The 18,053-nt window shown below is 58.8% G+C and carries 17 protein-coding genes; 15 read left to right on the forward strand and 2 right to left on the reverse strand.

The window, feature by feature from the left end; translation table 11 throughout:
• Window positions 1-65 precede the first annotated feature (65 nt).
• Window positions 66-506, reverse strand: coding sequence for a homoprotocatechuate degradation operon regulator HpaR (gene hpaR / locus AC4IBF_RS18670; protein WP_023334396.1), 441 nt, complete (start codon window positions 504-506; stop codon window positions 66-68).
• A 270-nt stretch (window positions 507-776) separates the two neighbouring features.
• Here hpaR and hpaG point away from each other — a divergent pair, with 270 nt between their 5' ends.
• From hpaG to yjiA, 14 genes are all read left to right on the forward strand, one after another.
• Window positions 777-2,054 (forward strand): 4-hydroxyphenylacetate degradation bifunctional isomerase/decarboxylase, encoded by a 1,278-nt coding sequence (hpaG, locus tag AC4IBF_RS18675; RefSeq protein WP_491463010.1) that lies wholly within the window; start codon window positions 777-779, stop codon window positions 2,052-2,054.
• Window positions 2,051-3,517, forward strand: a complete 1,467-nt coding sequence (hpaE, locus tag AC4IBF_RS18680) for a 5-carboxymethyl-2-hydroxymuconate semialdehyde dehydrogenase (RefSeq protein ID WP_008502108.1) — start codon at window positions 2,051-2,053, stop codon at window positions 3,515-3,517. The genes hpaG and hpaE overlap by 4 nt, the downstream gene beginning before the upstream one ends.
• Before the next feature lie 2 nt (window positions 3,518-3,519).
• Window positions 3,520-4,371, forward strand: a complete 852-nt coding sequence (gene hpaD / locus AC4IBF_RS18685; protein WP_133293729.1) for a 3,4-dihydroxyphenylacetate 2,3-dioxygenase — start codon at window positions 3,520-3,522, stop codon at window positions 4,369-4,371.
• A 9-nt stretch (window positions 4,372-4,380) separates the two neighbouring features.
• Window positions 4,381-4,761 carry a 5-carboxymethyl-2-hydroxymuconate Delta-isomerase gene (locus AC4IBF_RS18690; protein WP_133293728.1) on the forward strand — a complete coding sequence of 127 codons (381 nt, stop codon included), beginning with the start codon at window positions 4,381-4,383 and terminating at the stop codon, window positions 4,759-4,761.
• A gap of 67 nt (window positions 4,762-4,828) precedes the next feature.
• Entirely contained in the window at window positions 4,829-5,632 is an 804-nt protein-coding gene (gene hpaH, locus AC4IBF_RS18695) for a 2-oxo-hept-4-ene-1,7-dioate hydratase (RefSeq protein WP_133293727.1), read from the forward strand.
• Between the two features lie 9 nt (window positions 5,633-5,641).
• A complete protein-coding gene (gene hpaI / locus AC4IBF_RS18700) occupies window positions 5,642-6,439 on the forward strand; it encodes a 4-hydroxy-2-oxoheptanedioate aldolase (protein WP_252093376.1) in 798 nt (265 codons plus the stop codon).
• Between the two features lie 21 nt (window positions 6,440-6,460).
• Window positions 6,461-7,813: a 4-hydroxyphenylacetate permease gene (gene hpaX, locus AC4IBF_RS18705; protein ID WP_325849481.1), complete on the forward strand. Its 1,353-nt coding sequence runs from the start codon at window positions 6,461-6,463 to the stop codon at window positions 7,811-7,813.
• A gap of 9 nt (window positions 7,814-7,822) precedes the next feature.
• Complete coding sequence (gene hpaA / locus AC4IBF_RS18710; protein WP_252093374.1) at window positions 7,823-8,713, forward strand: 4-hydroxyphenylacetate catabolism regulatory protein HpaA; 891 nt, start codon at window positions 7,823-7,825, stop codon at window positions 8,711-8,713.
• Window positions 8,714-8,908: 195 nt separating this feature from the next.
• Entirely contained in the window at window positions 8,909-10,471 is a 1,563-nt protein-coding gene (hpaB, locus tag AC4IBF_RS18715) for a 4-hydroxyphenylacetate 3-monooxygenase, oxygenase component (protein ID WP_008501307.1), read from the forward strand.
• A 17-nt stretch (window positions 10,472-10,488) separates the two neighbouring features.
• Complete coding sequence (locus tag AC4IBF_RS18720; RefSeq protein WP_111964122.1) at window positions 10,489-11,001, forward strand: 4-hydroxyphenylacetate 3-monooxygenase reductase subunit; 513 nt, start codon at window positions 10,489-10,491, stop codon at window positions 10,999-11,001.
• A 179-nt stretch (window positions 11,002-11,180) separates the two neighbouring features.
• Window positions 11,181-12,098, forward strand: coding sequence for a helix-turn-helix transcriptional regulator (locus AC4IBF_RS18725; protein ID WP_111964123.1), 918 nt, complete (start codon window positions 11,181-11,183; stop codon window positions 12,096-12,098).
• A 191-nt stretch (window positions 12,099-12,289) separates the two neighbouring features.
• Window positions 12,290-14,443, forward strand: coding sequence for a carbon starvation CstA family protein (locus AC4IBF_RS18730; protein ID WP_111964124.1), 2,154 nt, complete (start codon window positions 12,290-12,292; stop codon window positions 14,441-14,443).
• 65 nt (window positions 14,444-14,508) lie between these two features.
• A complete protein-coding gene (locus AC4IBF_RS18735; RefSeq protein ID WP_003856610.1) occupies window positions 14,509-14,712 on the forward strand; it encodes a YbdD/YjiX family protein in 204 nt (67 codons plus the stop codon).
• A 10-nt stretch (window positions 14,713-14,722) separates the two neighbouring features.
• Window positions 14,723-15,676: a GTPase gene (gene yjiA, locus AC4IBF_RS18740; protein ID WP_115876542.1), complete on the forward strand. Its 954-nt coding sequence runs from the start codon at window positions 14,723-14,725 to the stop codon at window positions 15,674-15,676.
• Window positions 15,677-15,738: 62 nt separating this feature from the next.
• On the opposite strand, the gene AC4IBF_RS18745 is transcribed toward yjiA, so the two are convergent.
• Entirely contained in the window at window positions 15,739-17,097 is a 1,359-nt protein-coding gene (locus AC4IBF_RS18745) for an esterase-like activity of phytase family protein (RefSeq protein WP_133293724.1), read from the reverse strand.
• Between the two features lie 410 nt (window positions 17,098-17,507).
• Here AC4IBF_RS18745 and AC4IBF_RS18750 point away from each other — a divergent pair, with 410 nt between their 5' ends.
• On the forward strand, window positions 17,508-18,053 hold the full coding sequence (locus tag AC4IBF_RS18750) for a YfaZ family outer membrane protein (RefSeq protein WP_133293723.1): 546 nt from the start codon (window positions 17,508-17,510) through the stop codon (window positions 18,051-18,053).

Consider the following 18,053-nt stretch of genomic DNA (forward strand, 5'->3'; position numbering starts at 1 on the left):
CAGATACAGAATTTTCGGCCTGGAAAGGGAAAACTTTACGAAATTCATCCTGGAATTTGTGGTTTTTACTCTTCTTCCCGCGCTGCGTTATGCCGGTTTCCGAGTTCAATAAACTCTTCCAGCAGCGCCGTCAGCTGTTTCATCTTCTCCGGCGTGTATTCCGCCTCGATCTGCTGATACGCCTCTTCGACCTGCGCCTGGGCGTGTTCATACAGCGCATTTCCCTCTTTGGTCAGCGATACGTACAGCTTGCGCTGGTCGTTCACCGGCTTTAAGCGCAGCACCAGGCCGTCGCGCTCCATCCGCGTCAGGATGCCGGTCAGGCTGGGACGCAGGATGCAGGTGCGAAACGCCAGATCGTGAAAATCCATCGACGGATGTTCAGCCAGCACGCGCACAATGCGCCACTGCTGCTCGGTCAGGTTATGGCGCTTCACGATGGGGCGGAAATAGGACATCGCCGCTTCCCGCGCCTGCAGCAGCGCGATGGTTAATGAATCATGCATAGCGTCTCCCCTTTACATCATTAACAAATAAACAATCACTAAAAGATGTTTTTATAAACAACGCGTTTTCCGTCAAAAAGTCTAACAGAAACCCGTCAATTTTATTAACTCTATGATTTAAATATTAATAAAATTCAATATGTAAATTTATTGTTATTCATATCACAAATTTTTCACTTCTGATTGCGAAATAAACAGCAAAAGCATAAAACCAAATCATTAACATATTAATGAAATCCAAACCGGACATCCGGCCTGAGGAGTATGTGAATGAAAGGTACCGTTTTTGCCGTCGCCCTCAACCATCAAAGCCAGCGTGAAGCCTGGCGTGAGGCCTTTGAAAAAGCCCCCTACAACACGCCGCCGAAAACAGCGGTGTGGTTTATCAAACCGCATAACACCGTGATCCGCGCGGCCGAGCCGATCCCCTTCCCGCAGGGTGAAACGGTGCTGAGCGGCGCCACGGTGGCTCTGGTCGTGGGCAAAACCGCCAGCAAGGTGCGCGTGGAGGACGCCGCGGAGTACATCGCCGGATATGCGCTCGCCAACGAGGTGAGCCTGCCGGAAGAGAGCTTCTACCGCCCTGCCATCAAGGCGAAATGCCGGGACGGATTTTGCCCGCTCGGTGAAATGGTCGCCGTTGGTAACGTGGATAACCTGACCATCATCACCGAGATCAACGGCCGCGAAGCGGACCACTGGAACACGGCCGACCTTCAGCGTAACGCAGCCGAACTGCTGAGCGCCCTGAGCGAGTTCGCTACCCTCAATCCCGGCGATGCGATATTGCTCGGTACCCCGCAAAGCCGCGTTGAGATCCGCCCGGGCGATCGGGTGCGTATTCTGGCGGCAGGTTTTCCGCCGCTGGAAAACCCGGTGGTAGATGAACGCGACGTCGCTCACACGCACCGCACGCCGCCGCACGCCACGCTGTTTGCCCTCGGTCTGAACTATGCCGACCACGCCAGCGAGCTGGACTTCAAGCCGCCCACCGAGCCGCTGGTATTTATCAAAGCGCCAAACACCTTCAACGGCGACGGCCAGACGTCGGTGCGCCCGAACAATATCGAGTACATGCACTATGAAGCGGAGCTGGTGGTGGTCATCGGCAAAACCGCGCGTAAGGTGAGCGAAGCCGAGGCGATGGACTATGTTGCGGGCTACACGGTCTGCAACGACTACGCCATCCGCGACTACCTGGAAAACTACTACCGCCCGAACCTGCGGGTAAAAAGCCGCGACGGGCTGACCCCCATTTCCCCAAACGTCGTGCCAAAAGAAGCCATTCCCGACCCGCACAACCTCGCCCTGCGCACCTTCGTCAACGGCGAGCTGCGTCAGGAAGGCACCACGGCGGATCTGATCTTCAGCATCCCGTACCTGATCGCCTACCTGAGCGACTTTATGACCCTGCAGCCGGGCGACATGATTGCCACCGGCACGCCGAAGGGGCTCTCCGACGTGGTGCCGGGCGATGAGGTGGTGGTGGAAGTGGAAGGCGTGGGACGCCTGGTGAACCGAATTGTGAGTGAGGAGACGGCAAAATGAAAAAGATTAACCACTGGATCAACGGTAAAAACGTCGCGGGCAGCGACTACTTCCACACCACTAACCCGGCCTCCGGCGAGGTCCTGGCAGAAGTGGCCTCAGGCGGCGAAGCCGAAATCCATCAGGCCGTTGCCGCCGCCAAGGAGGCGTTTCCGAAGTGGGCCAACCTGCCGATGAAGGAGCGCGCGCGCCTGATGCGTCGTCTGGGCGATCTGATCGACCAGAACGTGCCGGAGATCGCCGCCATGGAAACCGCCGATACTGGGCTGCCGATCCACCAGACCAAAAACGTGCTAATTCCGCGCGCCTCGCACAACTTCGAATTTTTCGCCGAGGTGTGCCAGCAGATGAACGGCAAAACCTACCCGGTCGACGACAAGATGCTCAACTACACCCTGGTGCAGCCGGTGGGCGTCTGCGCGCTGGTGTCGCCGTGGAACGTGCCGTTTATGACCGCCACCTGGAAGGTCGCGCCCTGTCTGGCCTTAGGCAATACCGCGGTGCTGAAGATGTCCGAGCTCTCCCCGCTGACCGCCGACCGTCTGGGCGAACTGGCCCTCGAAGCGGGTATTCCGGCGGGCGTGCTGAACGTCGTTCAGGGCTATGGCGCCACGGCAGGCGACGCGCTGGTGCGTCATCACGACGTGCGCGCGGTCTCCTTCACCGGCGGCACCGCCACCGGGCGCAACATCATGAAAAACGCCGGGCTGAAGAAGTACTCCATGGAGCTGGGCGGCAAATCCCCGGTGCTGATTTTTGAAGACGCCGACATCGAGCGCGCGCTGGACGCCGCCCTGTTCACCATCTTCTCGATCAACGGCGAGCGCTGCACCGCGGGCTCGCGCATCTTTATCCAGCAGAGCATCTACCCGGAATTCGTCAAGCGCTTCGCCGAGCGCGCCAACCGCCTGCGCGTGGGCGACCCGACCGATCCGAACACCCAGATTGGCGCGCTGATTAGCCAACAGCACTGGGAAAAAGTCTCCGGCTATATCCGCCTCGGCATCGAGGAAGGCGCAACCCTGCTGGCGGGCGGCCCGGACAAACCGACCGACCTGCCTGCACACCTGAAGGGCGGCAACTTCCTGCGCCCGACCGTGCTGGCGGATGTTGATAACCGCATGCGCGTGGCGCAGGAGGAGATCTTCGGGCCGGTGGCCTGCCTGCTGCCGTTTAAAGACGAAGCGGAAGGTCTGCGCCTGGCGAACGACGTGGAGTACGGCCTGGCGTCGTACATCTGGACCCAGGACGTCAGCAAGGTGCTGCGTCTGGCGCGCAGCATTGAAGCGGGCATGGTGTTCGTCAACACCCAGAACGTGCGCGACCTGCGCCAGCCGTTTGGCGGCGTGAAGGCCTCCGGCACCGGCCGCGAGGGCGGTGAGTACAGCTTCGAGGTGTTCGCGGAGATGAAGAACGTCTGCATCTCCATGGGCGACCATCCGATTCCAAAGTGGGGGATCTGAGCATGGGTAAACTAGCGTTAGCGGCGAAAATCACCCACGTACCGTCGATGTATCTCTCCGAGCTGCCGGGCAAAAACCACGGCTGCCGCCAGGGCGCCATCGACGGTCATAAAGAAATTAGCAAGCGCTGCCGGGAGCTGGGCGTCGATACCATTATCGTCTTCGACACCCACTGGCTGGTGAACAGCGCGTACCACATCAACTGTGCGGACCATTTTTCGGGCGTCTACACCAGCAACGAGCTGCCGCACTTTATCCGCGACATGACCTACGACTACGACGGCAATCCGGAACTCGGCCAGCTCATCGCCGACGAGGCGGTGAAGCTCGGCGTGCGCGCCAAAGCGCACAACATCCCGAGCCTGAAGCTGGAGTATGGCACGCTGGTGCCGATGCGCTACATGAACGCGGATAAGCACTTCAGGGTGGTCTCCATCTCGGCGTTTTGCACGGTTCACGACTTCGCCGACAGCCGCAGGCTGGGCGAGGCCATCGTCAGCGCCATCGAAAAATATGACGGCACCGTGGCGGTGCTCGCCAGCGGCTCGCTGTCGCACCGCTTTATCGACGACCAGCGCGCCGAGGAAGGGATGAACAGCTACACCCGCGAGTTCGACCGCCAGATGGACGAACGCGTGGTGAAGCTGTGGCGCGAGGGTCAGTTCAAAGAATTCTGCAGCATGCTGCCGGAGTACGCCGACTACTGCTACGGCGAGGGCAACATGCACGACACGGTGATGCTCCTGGGCATGCTCGGCTGGGACAAATACGACGGCAAGGTGGAGTTTCTCACCGAGCTGTTCGCCAGCTCCGGAACCGGCCAGGTCAACGCCGTTTTCCCGCTGCCCGCCTAAGGAGCCACCATGCCGCACTTTATTGCTGAATGTACCGAGAACATCCGCGAGCAGGCCGACCTGCCGGGGCTGTTCGCCAAAGTGAACGAGGCACTCGCCGCCACGGGCATCTTCCCTATCGGCGGTATCCGCAGCCGCGCCCACTGGCTGGACACCTGGCAGATGGCCGACGGCAGGCACGATTACGCCTTTGTGCATATGACGCTGAAAATCGGCGCCGGGCGCAGCCTGGAGAGCCGGGAAGCCGTGGGGGAGATGCTGTTTGGCCTTATCAAAGCGCACTTCGCGGAGCTGATGGCGAGCCGCTACCTGGCGCTGTCGTTCGAGCTTGACGAGCTGCACCCGACCCTTAATTACAAACAGAACAACGTGCACGCGCTGTTTAAGTAATACCGGCACGGTCAGTCCCCTCTCCCACAGGGAGAGGGTGAAAACAAAGATAAAACAGGATATCGCCATGCTCGACAAACATACCCATACCCTGATCGCCCATCGTCTGCATCAGGCGGAACAGTCCCGGGAGCAGATCCGCGCGATCTCGCTGGACTACCCGGAGATTACCATTGAAGACGCCTACGCCGTTCAGCGCGAATGGGTCAGCCTGAAGATTGCCGAAGGCCGCGTGCTGAAGGGCCACAAGATCGGCCTGACGTCCAAAGCGATGCAGGCCAGCTCGCAGATCAGCGAGCCGGACTACGGCGCGCTGCTGGACGACATGTTCTTCCACGACGGCAGCGACATCCCGGTCGACCGCTTCATCGTCCCGCGCATTGAAGTGGAGCTAGCCTTCGTGCTGGCAAAACCGCTGCGCGGCCCGAACTGCACTATCTTCGACGTCTACAACGCCACGGACTACGTCATCCCCGCGCTGGAGCTGATCGACGCCCGCTGCCACAACGTCGACCCGGAGACCCAGCGTCCGCGCAAGGTCTTCGACACCATCTCCGATAACGCCGCCAACGCGGGCGTGATCCTCGGCGGCCGTCCGATTAAGCCCGACGAGCTGGACCTGCGCTGGATCTCCGCCCTGCTCTACCGCAACGGCGTGATCGAAGAGACCGGCGTGGCCGCAGGCGTGCTTAACCACCCGGCGAACGGCGTGGCGTGGCTGGCGAACAGGCTGGCGCCGTACGACGTGCAGCTTGAGCCCGGCCAGATTATTCTCGGCGGCTCGTTTACCCGCCCGGTGCCCGCCAGCAGGGGCGACACCTTCCACGTCGACTACGGCAGCATGGGCTCCATCAGCTGCCGCTTTGTCTAGGAGAGCACGATGCAAAACGCATTCAAAGCGGCGCTGAAAGCAGGCCGTCCGCAAATCGGTTTATGGCTGGGGCTGACCAGCAGCTACAGCGCCGAGCTGCTGGCCGGGGCAGGCTTCGACTGGCTGCTGATCGACGGCGAGCACGCGCCGAACAGCGTGCAGACCGTCTTAACCCAGCTGCAGGCTATCGCCCCTTATCCCAGCCAGCCGGTGGTCCGGCCATCGTGGAACGACCCGGTGCAGATCAAACAGCTGCTGGACGTGGGTGCGCAAACCCTGCTGGTGCCGATGGTGCAAAACGCCGACGAAGCGCGGCTGGCGGTACGTGCCACCCGCTACCCGCCTGCGGGCATTCGCGGGGTGGGCAGCGCCCTGGCGCGCGCGTCGCGCTGGAACCGCATTCCCGATTACCTGCAGCAGGCCAACGACGCCATGTGCGTGCTGGTGCAGATTGAAACCCGCGAGGCGCTGAAAAACCTGCCGCAAATCCTGGACGTGGAAGGCATCGACGGCGTGTTTATCGGCCCTGCGGATCTCAGCGCAGACATGGGCTTTGCAGGCAATCCGCAGCACCCGGAGGTGCAGGCCGCCATCGAGCAGGCGATTGCGCAGATACGCGCCGCCGGTAAAGCACCCGGCATCCTGATGGCGAACGAGCCGCTGGCAAAACGCTATCTTGAGCTCGGCGCGCTGTTTGTTGCCGTCGGGGTCGACACTACCCTGCTTGCCCGCGGCGCGGAAGCGCTGGCGGCACGCTTTATCGAAAAACCGGTTACGTCAGTTCATAACAATAAATCCGTCTACTAAACGTAAGATCTGGAGCGCACCATGACGACCTCTACCCTGCAAGCCCATGATAATAAAGCTGTTGAACACCGCGTCATTCACAAGCTGTTCCGTCGCCTGATCGTTTTTCTTTTTATCCTGTTTGTCTTCTCGTTTCTCGATCGCATCAACATCGGCTTCGCCGGGCTGACGATGGGTAAAGATCTTGGCCTCACGTCAACCATGTTTGGCCTGGCCGCGACGCTGTTTTACGTCACCTACGTGCTGTGCGGCATTCCGAGCAACATCATGCTGGCGAAGATCGGCGCACGCCGCTGGATCGCCGGGATCATGGTGGTGTGGGGTATTGCCTCCACCTGCACCATGTTCGCCACCAGCCCCGAAACCCTCTACGTCCTGCGCATGCTGGTGGGCATTGCCGAAGCCGGTTTCCTGCCGGGTATTCTGGTCTACCTCACCTGGTGGTTCCCGGCCTATCACCGCGCCCGCGCCAACGCGCTGTTTATGATCGCCATGCCGGTAACAATGATGCTCGGCTCGATCCTCTCCGGGTACATTCTGGCGATGGACGGACTGTGGAACCTCAAGGGCTGGCAGTGGCTATTCCTGCTGGAAGGGCTGCCGTCGGTGGTGCTCGGCGTAGTGACCTGGTTTTACCTCAACGACACGCCGGACCAGGCCACCTGGCTGGATGAGGACGAAAAGCAGGCGCTCAAAACGATGATCGCCCGCGAGCAGGAGGTTGCGATTGCCCAATCCGTCACGCCGCGTTCGACGCTGCGCGAGGTGCTGACCCCGGCGGTGCTGCTCTACACGCTGGCCTACTTCTGCCTGACCAATACGCTGAGTGCAATCAACATCTGGACGCCGCAGATCCTGCAAAGCTTCAACATGGGAAGCAGCAATATCGTCATCGGCCTGCTGGCAGCGATCCCGCAGTTTTGCACCATCCTCGGGATGATCTGGTGGAGCCGCCGCTCCGACAGGCTGAAAGAGCGAAAAAAGCACACCATCCTGCCGTACCTGTTCGCCGCGGCGGGATGGATGCTGGCCTCCGCGACGGATCACAGCCTGATCCAGCTGCTTGGCATCATCATGGCCTCAACCGGATCGTTTACCGCCATGGCGATATTCTGGACCACGCCGGATCGGGTTATTAGCCTGCAGTCCCGCGCGGTGGCGCTGGCGGTGATCAACGCCATCGGCAACGTCGGTTCCGCCGTCAGCCCGCTGCTGATCGGGATCCTGCGCGACGCGACCGGCAGCTTCAGCTCGGGGCTGTGGTTTGTGGCCGGGCTGCTGGTGGTCGGCGCGCTGGTGCTGACGCGCATCCCGATGACGCAGCGCGAAAGCCTTGAACGCGAGCCGGGCATCGCGGCGCAGAAGATCCACTAGGAAGCCGTTATGTGCCAGAGCCCCATTACCAACATCGATATCAGCAAGGAGTACGACGAAAGTCTGGGCACCGACGATGTGCACTACCAGTCGTTTGCCCGCATGGCGGCCTTTTTTGGCCGCGACATGCAGGCGCATCGTCACGACCAGTACTTTCAGATGCACTTTCTCGATACCGGGCAGATTGAGCTCCAGCTCGACGATCACCGCTATTCGGTGCAGGCCCCGCTGTTCGTCCTCACGCCGCCGTCGGTGCCGCACGCGTTTATCACCGAATCCGACAGCGACGGACACGTTCTGACGGTCCGTGAGGATCTGATCTGGCCGCTGCTGGAGGTGCTCTACCCCGGCACGCGGGAGGCGTTTGGCCTGCCGGGGATCTGCCTCTCGCTGGCGGATAAGCCGGACGAGCTGGCGGCGCTGAAGCACTACTGGCAGCTGATTGCCCGGGAATCCACGGAACAGCTGCCCGGGCGCGGGCATACCCTGGTCCTGCTGGCGCAGGCGGTGTTTACCCTGCTGCTGCGCAACGCGAAGCTCGACGACCACGCTTCGGGCGGCATGCGCGGCGAGCTGAAGCTGTTCCAGCGCTTTACCCAGCTGATCGACACCCACTACCACCAGCACTGGACGGTGCCGGAATACGCCAGCGAGCTGCACCTGACCGAATCCCGTCTGACCGATATCTGCCGCCGCTTCGCCAACCGTCCGCCAAAACGGCTGATCTTCGACCGCCAGCTGCGGGAGGCCAGGCGCCTGCTGCTCTTCTCCGACAGCACGGTCAGCGAAATTGCCTGGCAGCTGGGGTTCAAAGATCCGGCCTATTTCGCCCGCTTTTTTAACCGCTTAGTGGGATGCTCGCCCAGCGCGTATCGGGCGCAGAAAGTACCGGTTTCCTGAACGCATCACGGTTCGTAGGGCGGGTAAGCGCAGCGCCACCCGCCGAAAAGCCGCACAGATCACAAAACCACATCCCACCCGAAAAGTACCCGTCGTTGTCCCAATCGTCCCTTCACGTTACGCCCCTCTCAGGCTTCAATTAAACAACAAAAACAAAACATAAATTTAACAACACTATTCCGATACGAGGTCCCTATGAAGCCTGAAGAGTTCCGCGCAGACGCCAAACGCCCGTTAACCGGCGAAGAGTATTTAAAAAGCCTGCAGGACGGTCGTGAGATTTATATCTACGGCGAGCGCGTCAAAGACGTCACTACCCATCCGGCGTTTCGCAATGCGGCGGCCTCCATCGCACAGATGTACGACGCGCTGCACAAGCCGGACATGCAGGACACGCTGTGCTGGGGCACCGACACCGGCAGCGGCGGCTACACCCACAAGTTCTTCCGCGTGGCGAAAAGCGCCGACGACCTGCGCCAGCAGCGTGACGCCATCGCCGAGTGGTCGCGCCTGAGCTACGGCTGGATGGGCCGCACGCCGGACTACAAAGCCGCTTTCGGCTGCGCGCTCGGCGCTAACCCGGCCTTCTACGGCCAGTTCGAACAGAACGCCCGGAACTGGTACACCCGCATTCAGGAAACCGGCCTGTACTTCAACCACGCCATCGTTAACCCGCCGATCGACCGCCACAAGCCGGCGGACGAGGTAAAAGACGTTTACATCAAGCTGGAGAAAGAGACCGACGCCGGGATTATCGTCAGCGGCGCGAAAGTGGTAGCCACCAACTCGGCGCTGACCCACTACAACATGATCGGCTTCGGCTCCGCGCAGGTGATGGGCGAAAACCCGGACTTCGCGCTGATGTTCGTCGCGCCGATGGATGCCGAGGGCGTGAAGCTGATCTCCCGCGCCTCTTACGAGATGGTGGCAGGCGCGACCGGCTCCCCTTACGACTACCCGCTCTCCAGCCGCTTTGACGAGAACGACGCGATCCTGGTGATGGATCACGTGCTTATCCCGTGGGAAAACGTACTGATCTACCGCGATTTCGACCGCTGCCGTCGCTGGACGATGGAAGGCGGTTTCGCCCGCATGTACCCGCTGCAGGCCTGCGTGCGCCTGGCGGTGAAGCTCGACTTCATCACCGCCCTGCTGAAGAAATCCCTGGAGTGCACCGGTACCCTGGAGTTCCGCGGCGTGCAGGCAGATCTCGGCGAAGTGGTGGCCTGGCGCAACATGTTCTGGGCGCTGAGCGACTCCATGTGTTCCGAAGCCACCCCGTGGGTCAACGGCGCGTATCTGCCGGATCACGCCGCGCTGCAAACCTACCGCGTGATGGCGCCGATGGCCTACGCCAAAATCAAGAACATCATCGAGCGTAACGTGACGTCCGGCCTGATTTACCTGCCGTCCAGCGCCCGGGATCTGAACAATCCGCAGATCGACCAGTATCTGGCGAAATACGTGCGCGGCTCCAACGGCATGGATCACGTTGAACGTATCAAGATTTTGAAACTGATGTGGGACGCCATCGGCAGCGAGTTCGGCGGTCGTCACGAGCTGTACGAAATTAACTACTCCGGCAGCCAGGATGAAATTCGCCTGCAGTGTCTGCGCCAGGCGCAGAGCTCCGGCAACATGGACAAGATGATGGCGATGGTCGACCGCTGCATGTCCGAATACGACCAGCACGGCTGGACCGTACCGCACCTGCACAACAACAGCGATATCAACATGCTCGACAAGCTGCTGAAATAGCGCAGCGGGAGGTTGCAATGCATTCAGATGAACAACGCCTGCGTTTTCGCGACGCAATGAGTAGCCTGTCGGCGGCGGTAAACGTGGTCACCACCGAGGGCGAGGCGGGCCGCTGCGGCATTACCGCCACCGCCGTCTGTTCGGTCACGGACACCCCGCCGTCGGTCATGGTGTGCATCAACGCCAACAGCGCCATGAACCCGGTATTCCAGGGCAACGGCAGGCTGTGCGTTAACGTGCTGAACCACGAGCAGGAGATCATGGCTCGCCATTTCGCCGGGATGACCGGTATGACGATGGAAGAGCGCTTTGCACTCTCCTGCTGGCAGAAAGGGCCGCTGGCGCAGCCTGTGCTCAAGGGTGCGCTCGCCAGCCTTGAAGGTGAGATTAGCCAGGTGCAAACCATCGGCACGCATCTTGTCTACCTTGTTGAAGTTAAAAACATTATCCTGAGTGACGCGGGACACGGCCTGATCTACTTCAGGCGCCGTTTCCACCCGGTCATGCTGGAGGCAGAAGCCGCCTTGTGATGCCCCCTCGCGCTGGCCTTTTTTTCCGGCCAGCGCCGCTTTCTACAAAAACTCCTAAGGTTTCCCCTAAATCACGCCGTTATATAGCCATAAGAGAAATTTTCTGCGACTGAATACTGACACTACCTGTCAGTGCATCCGCATCATTCAGCGCATACCTAAATATACAGGATGACCTTATGGCTAAAACGACGCGTAGCCGCTCGGCTGAACGTCTGGTCGATATTCTGGTTGAGCTACATTTAAACGGTGTGGTAAACCGCAGTGCGCTAATGGAGAAATTTAAAATTACCGAGCGTACCGTCTACCGGGATTTAAATGCCCTCTCTCCCATTGTTGAACATTTCGGTAACGGGCTATATCGGCTGATCCATTCTGCACAATCGCCCGGCGGACAAGGCTTACATCACACCCTTGCTAACTTCCTGAATGCTGACAGCTTTTTCCCTGAAAGAAATACGGAATTCTGGCAGAAGCTTGAAACGCGCGTTGACGAAAACCATATTCTTATTCTTGGCAATGAAGCAGAACACACGGTAGAGCGTGATATTCGCCGTCATTTAACGAAAATCGAGAAATCGATTAAAAACCATAATGTTTGTCAGATCGTTTATAAGGGTAAAACCCGTCTGATTAATCCCTATAAACTCATTAACAAAAAAAATATATGGTATTTACAAGCCACCGAAAATAGCCGACTGAAATCCTTCTCCTTGAGCCAGATTAGCTGGTTTGATATTCAGAAAACGACCTTCACTCCTGAAGAAAACGTTCTTGAGCTGCTGGAGAAAAGCCTCGACCCCTGGGTATCTGAAGATACTTTCGCAGTGAAAATATTTATTAAAGATAATATTTCACATTACTTCCTGCGCCGCGATCTTCTGCCGGAACAGGAGCTGCTGGAGGAGCAACAGGGCGGCGTCACGCTGCGCTGCCAGGCGGCACACGAGAACCAGATCCTGCCGCTGCTGTTCTACTGGCTCCCCCATATTCAGATACTGGAACCGAGCTGGCTGAAGGAGAAGCTCATCAGGACGCTGGAAAGCTATCTGGCCGTGGAGCGAACCCCGAATAATCAAGTGATCTCAATCACATAATTTCGCCCACTGGCGGCGAGCCGAAACCGCTCGTCGCCGCCTTTGACCGCTCACCCGGCACTTTCAACCACTCATTCATTTACCGTCCTTTACGCGCGCGTTGATCTGGCACGATCGCTCCAGCATTAATCAATACCTCCTCACAACGAACCCTGACCCTTTTTTCTTTACATAAAAAACCAGGTCTTACTATGGATACTAAAAAACTACTGAAGCACGTGCCCTGGGCCTTACTCGGGATCCTCGGCGCTTTTTGTCTGGCGGTTGTCGCATTACGCCGGGGCGAACACGTAAGCGCCCTGTGGATCGTGGTCGCGTCCGTTTCCGTCTATCTTGTGGCTTATCGCTACTACAGCTTATACATCGCGCAGAAGGTCATGAAGCTCGACCCAACGCGCGCCACTCCGGCGGTCATTAACAATGACGGCCTGAACTACGTGCCAACCAACCGCTACGTGCTGTTTGGTCACCACTTTGCCGCTATCGCCGGGGCAGGCCCGCTGGTCGGCCCGGTACTGGCCGCGCAGATGGGCTACCTGCCGGGTACGCTCTGGCTGCTGGCGGGCGTGGTGCTGGCCGGTGCGGTGCAGGACTTTATGGTGCTGTTTATCTCTTCTCGCCGTAACGGCGCCTCTCTGGGTGAGATGGTCAAAGAGGAGATGGGCCGCGTGCCGGGGACTATCGCCCTGTTCGGCTGCTTCCTGATCATGATCATCATCCTCGCGGTGCTGGCCCTGATCGTGGTGAAAGCCCTGGCCGAAAGTCCGTGGGGCGTCTTCACCGTCTGCTCAACCGTGCCGATTGCGCTGTTCATGGGTATCTACATGCGCTTCCTGAGACCGGGACGCGTAGGTGAGGTGTCGGTCATTGGTATCGTGCTGCTGGTGGCCTCTATCTACTTCGGCGGCGTCATCGCGCACGACCCTTACTGGGGCCCGGCGCTGACCTTCAAGGACACCACCATCACCTTCGCTCTGATTGGCTATGCGTTTATCTCCGCGCTGCTGCCGGTCTGGCTGATTCTGGCCCCGCGCGACTACCTGGCGACCTTCCTGAAAATCGGCGTGATCGTCGGGCTGGCAATCGGGATTGTGATCATCAACCCTGAACTGAAAATGCCGGCGGTGACCCAGTACATCGACGGTACCGGTCCGCTGTGGAAAGGCGCCCTGTTCCCGTTCCTGTTCATCACCATCGCCTGCGGTGCGGTCTCCGGCTTCCACGCCCTGATCTCCTCCGGTACCACGCCTAAGCTGCTGGCAAACGAGAAAGACGCACGCCTCATCGGCTACGGCGCCATGCTGATGGAGTCCTTCGTGGCGATCATGGCGCTGGTTGCCGCGTCTATCATCGAACCGGGTCTGTACTTCGCGATGAACACCCCTCCGGCGGGTCTCGGTATTACCATGCCGAACCTGCACGAGATGGGCGGCGACAACGCGGCGCTGATTATGGCGCAGCTGAAAGACGCCAGCGCACACGCGGCTGCGACCGTCAGCTCCTGGGGCTTCGTGATTTCGCCTGAGCAGATCATGCAGACCGCGAAGGACATCGGCGAACCGTCCGTGCTGAACCGCGCCGGTGGCGCACCGACGCTGGCTGTCGGTATCGCACACGTGTTCCACAAAGTGCTGCCGTGGGCGGACATGGGCTTCTGGTACCACTTCGGTATTCTGTTCGAAGCGCTGTTCATCCTCACCGCGCTGGACGCCGGTACCCGTGCGGGCCGCTTCATGCTGCAGGATCTGCTGGGTAACTTCGTGCCGTTCCTGAAGAAAACCGACTCTCTGGTAGCAGGCATTCTGGGTACGGCGGGCTGCGTCGGCCTGTGGGGCTACCTGCTGTATCAGGGCGTTGTCGACCCGCTCGGCGGCGTGAAGAGCCTGTGGCCGCTGTTCGGTATCTCTAACCAGATGCTGGCGGCTGTAGCTCTGGTGCTCGGTACCGTTGTCCTCGTGAAGATGAAACGCACCAAATACATCTGGGTCACCGTGGTCCCTGCGCTGTGGCTGCTGCTCTGCACCACCTGGGCGCTTGGCCTGAAGCTGTTCAGCGCCAACCCGCAGCTGGAAGGCTTCTTCTTCATGGCTAACCAGTACAAAGAGAAGATTGCCGCAGGCGGCGCGGATCTGACCGCCCAGCAGATTGCCAACATGAACCATATCGTGGTGAACAACTATACCAACGCGGGTCTGAGCATTCTGTTCCTGGTGGTGGTGTACAGCATCATCTTCTATGGCATCAAAACCTGGCTGAAAGTGCGTAACGCCGACGGCCGTACGGACAAAGAAACCCCGTACGTGCCGGTGCCTGAAGGCGGCGTGAAGACCTCTTCACACCATTAATCCAGCATGTCACTCCAGGCCCGGATCGCTGCGCGCCACCGGGCTTTTTCTTATCAGGACCCGTTATGTTTGGTAACTTAGGCGAAGCAAAAAAATACCTCGGTCAGGCGGCGAAAATGCTGATTGGCATTCCGGACTATGACAACTACGTTGAGCATATGAAGACCAACCATCCGGATAAGCCGTACATGACCTACACTGAATTCTTCCGCGAGCGTCAGGAAGCGCGCTACGGCGGAAGTGGAGAAGGCGGCGTCCGCTGCTGCTAAAGGAGAGACCATGACCCCGATTGCCGTTACCCTGCTGACCGGTTTCCTCGGCGCCGGTAAAACCACCCTGCTGCGCCACATTCTGAACGAGCAGCACGGCTTCAAAATCGCCGTCATCGAAAACGAATTTGGCGAAGTCTCCGTAGACGACCAGCTGATTGGCGATCGCGCCACGCAGATCAAAACCCTGACCAACGGCTGCATCTGCTGCACCCGCTCTAACGAATTAGAAGATGCCCTGCTGGACCTGCTCGACAGCCGCGATCGCGGGGAAATCGACTTTGACCGCCTGGTGATCGAGTGCACCGGCATGGCCGATCCCGGCCCGATTATTCAGACCTTTTTCTCCCATGAGATCCTTTGTCAGCGCTATCTGCTGGACGGCGTGATTGCCCTGGTTGATGCGGTCCACGCCGACGAACAGATGAACCAGTTCACCATCGCCCAGTCTCAGGTGGGCTACGCCGACCGCATCCTGCTGACCAAAACCGACGTGGCGGGCGAAAGCGAAAAGCTTCGCGAGCGCCTGACCCGCATTAACTCCCGCGCGCCGATTTACACGGTGACGCACGGCGATATCGACCTGTCCCAGCTGTTCAACACCAACGGCTTTATGCTGGAGGAGAACGTCACCGCGAAACCGCGCTTCCACTTTATGGGAGACAAGCAAAACGACGTGGCGTCGATTGTGGTGGAGCTGGATTATCCGGTGGATATCAGCGAGGTCTCCCGCGTGATGGAGAACCTGCTGCTGTCGTTTGCCGACAGGCTGCTGCGCTACAAAGGAATGCTGTGGATTGACGGCGAACCCAACCGCCTGCTGTTCCAGGGCGTGCAGCGCCTGTACAGCGCCGACTGGGACCGCCCGTGGGGCGATGAAGCGCCGCACAGCGTGATGGTGTTTATCGGCATACAACTGCCGGAGGAAGAAATTCGGGCGGCGTTTGCGGGTCTGAAGAAATAACCGCATCGAACATCCCCTCTCCCCTATGGGGAGAGGGCTAGGGTGAAGGGTAAGCCCTGGTATTATTTCACCGCCTCCGGAAGCGTCACAATCCACAGCTCGCTGTCCGACTCCGGCTTCTTCAGCGGCTTCACGCTGAGCGTGGTTTCCACCGGTTTATCATCCAGCGTCAGCTTGCCTTCCGCGTTCACCCGATAATCCTTGAGCTTCTTGCCCTCGACCGGGTTTTGCATCGCTACCTTTACGCCAAAGTCGTTATCGTTCGCCACCGCAAGCGTTTTGCTGTCGATCAGCGCCAGCCCTTCGGCCTTCTCCTGCTGCCAGCCCAACGCGCGCAAATCGACGACCTGCGTTTTAGCCGCAAGGGTAATGCCGCGCTGCGCCAGGGTTTTCTCATCATCAAACTCAGGGTACTCGCCCGGCTTGTCGAAGGCGGAAAGGTCGCTCGCCTTGCTGAGATCCACCTTGTAAATCAGGTTACGCATTCCGTCGTTTTTATCGCTTCCCTGCTCAATCAGCAGGATGTGCTGGTCATCAAGCGCCACGATATCGCCGATTTTGGCGTCGCTGTTTTTGTCGTAGGCCGCGCTGTCGATGGGGTAACCGTACATTGCGGTTTTGCCGGTTGCCGGATCGAAGCTCACCAGACGCGTAAACAGCGCCTGCTTTTTGCTCTTACCGTCGATGTCCAGCGTGCTCTGCACGGCGGCGATAATGCGTCCGTCCGGCATCCGGGTCAGGCCTTCAAAGCCCCGGTTCGGCTGGCGCCATTTGATGATGTTTGGCAGGCCGCCCGCGATGGATTTCTCCCCTTCCGCGGCCTGCGGCCCGTGGATCGCCAAGATCTTCCCTTTGCTGTCGACGTTAATCAGGAACGGACCATATTCGTCGCACAGCCAGTAGCCGCCTTTTCCGTCCGGGGTGATGCCTTCTGTGTCCAGGCCACGGTTGTCACCCCTGAGCGTCTTTAAGGTATCGCTGAACGCCACTTCATTGGTGGAACCAATCACGCCGCTTTGCAGCGGCAGACCGTTAATCTCGCCTTTATCATCATGCAGCGGGCGGGCATCAACCGCCTCCGCTTTGCCGTTCTGGACGCGGATGGTCATCAGCAGCGGCGCGAAATCAGGCGTGACAAATATTTTGGCTTCGTTTTTACCCATTTTTGGCGCATCGGCGTTGGGACCGCGATCGGTCACGGTCGCAAAGGTCAGGGCATCGCCCTGCTTGCCCGTAAACAGCAGGCCGGAGCCGATTCCCACAGGGAGTCCGTTCGGAAACGCATCGGCAAACGCGCCGCTGTAGCTCACGTGGGAGCCTTCAGGGAAGCTGACGACATAGCGCTCAGCAGTGGGCTGCGCCGCGAGGCCAGAGAAAGAGAGCGCACAGCCGATAAGCACAGGAATAATTTTTCTTTTCATATTGTTAGTGTCCAGGAAGTGAAGCCAACAACGTAAAGAAGGAACGTGTCAGAAAAATGACATGGCGGAAAGCGACCTGGCGTTGCGGGACGTATAACCACCTCCAGAAATGTAAACCTGTGTCTTAATCTGTGACAACTGAAACACTTTTGGAAATTATTAGAAACTCAATTAATTCAACACGAACTACATTCTCCGGCTCGTTCAGCGTACGTTTAATCAAAACCCTGAACCATCCCTAAACGCGAATGCATTACGTATTGACTCCTTGCCGGCTCAACATTCAACCAACATTTAAAATTCAAAAACCCAACAAAATCAGCTTAAAAACGCGACAAACATCACATTTGCAGTGATAAACAGCTCTTGTTAAGGTGCCCTCAGATTAATTTGATGAAGAGGAAAAACTCATGAAAAAGCTCAACGTTCTCCTTCTTTCCGCTCTGACCGCCGTATCAGGCTCCGCACTGGCCATGGGCGGCAGCATTGAGCAGGGTAAGAACTTCACTAACCTGAACGTCGAAATGGGTAAATCAACCTCTGGTCTGTACACCGAAGGTAGCTGGCTGAAAAACACCGACGACGGCACCACGACCGGTGGCGTGGGTGCAGGCTACAACTTCGAGGTCGGCCCGGTGATGCTGAACGCAGGCGCTAAGGCCCTCTACGTTGGCCCGAAGAAAGGCGATAACGGCGTGGCGTTCCCGGTCGGCGGCGGTGTGAACGTTGCCCTGACCGACAGCATCAGGGTATTCGGTGAAGGCTACGTTGCTCCAGACGGCCTGAACAACAGCGTGAAAAACTACGTTGAAGCGAACGGCGGCGTAAGCTGGACGCCAGTGAAGCCGGTGACGCTGAAGGTGGGTTATCGTCACGTGAGCGTTGATGGCAAAGACGGTCGTCCAAACCACACGCTGGTAGACGGCGCTTACTTCGGCGGCGGCGTGAGCTTCTAA

Source organism: Enterobacter sp. Taxon_8 (assembly GCF_058354585.1).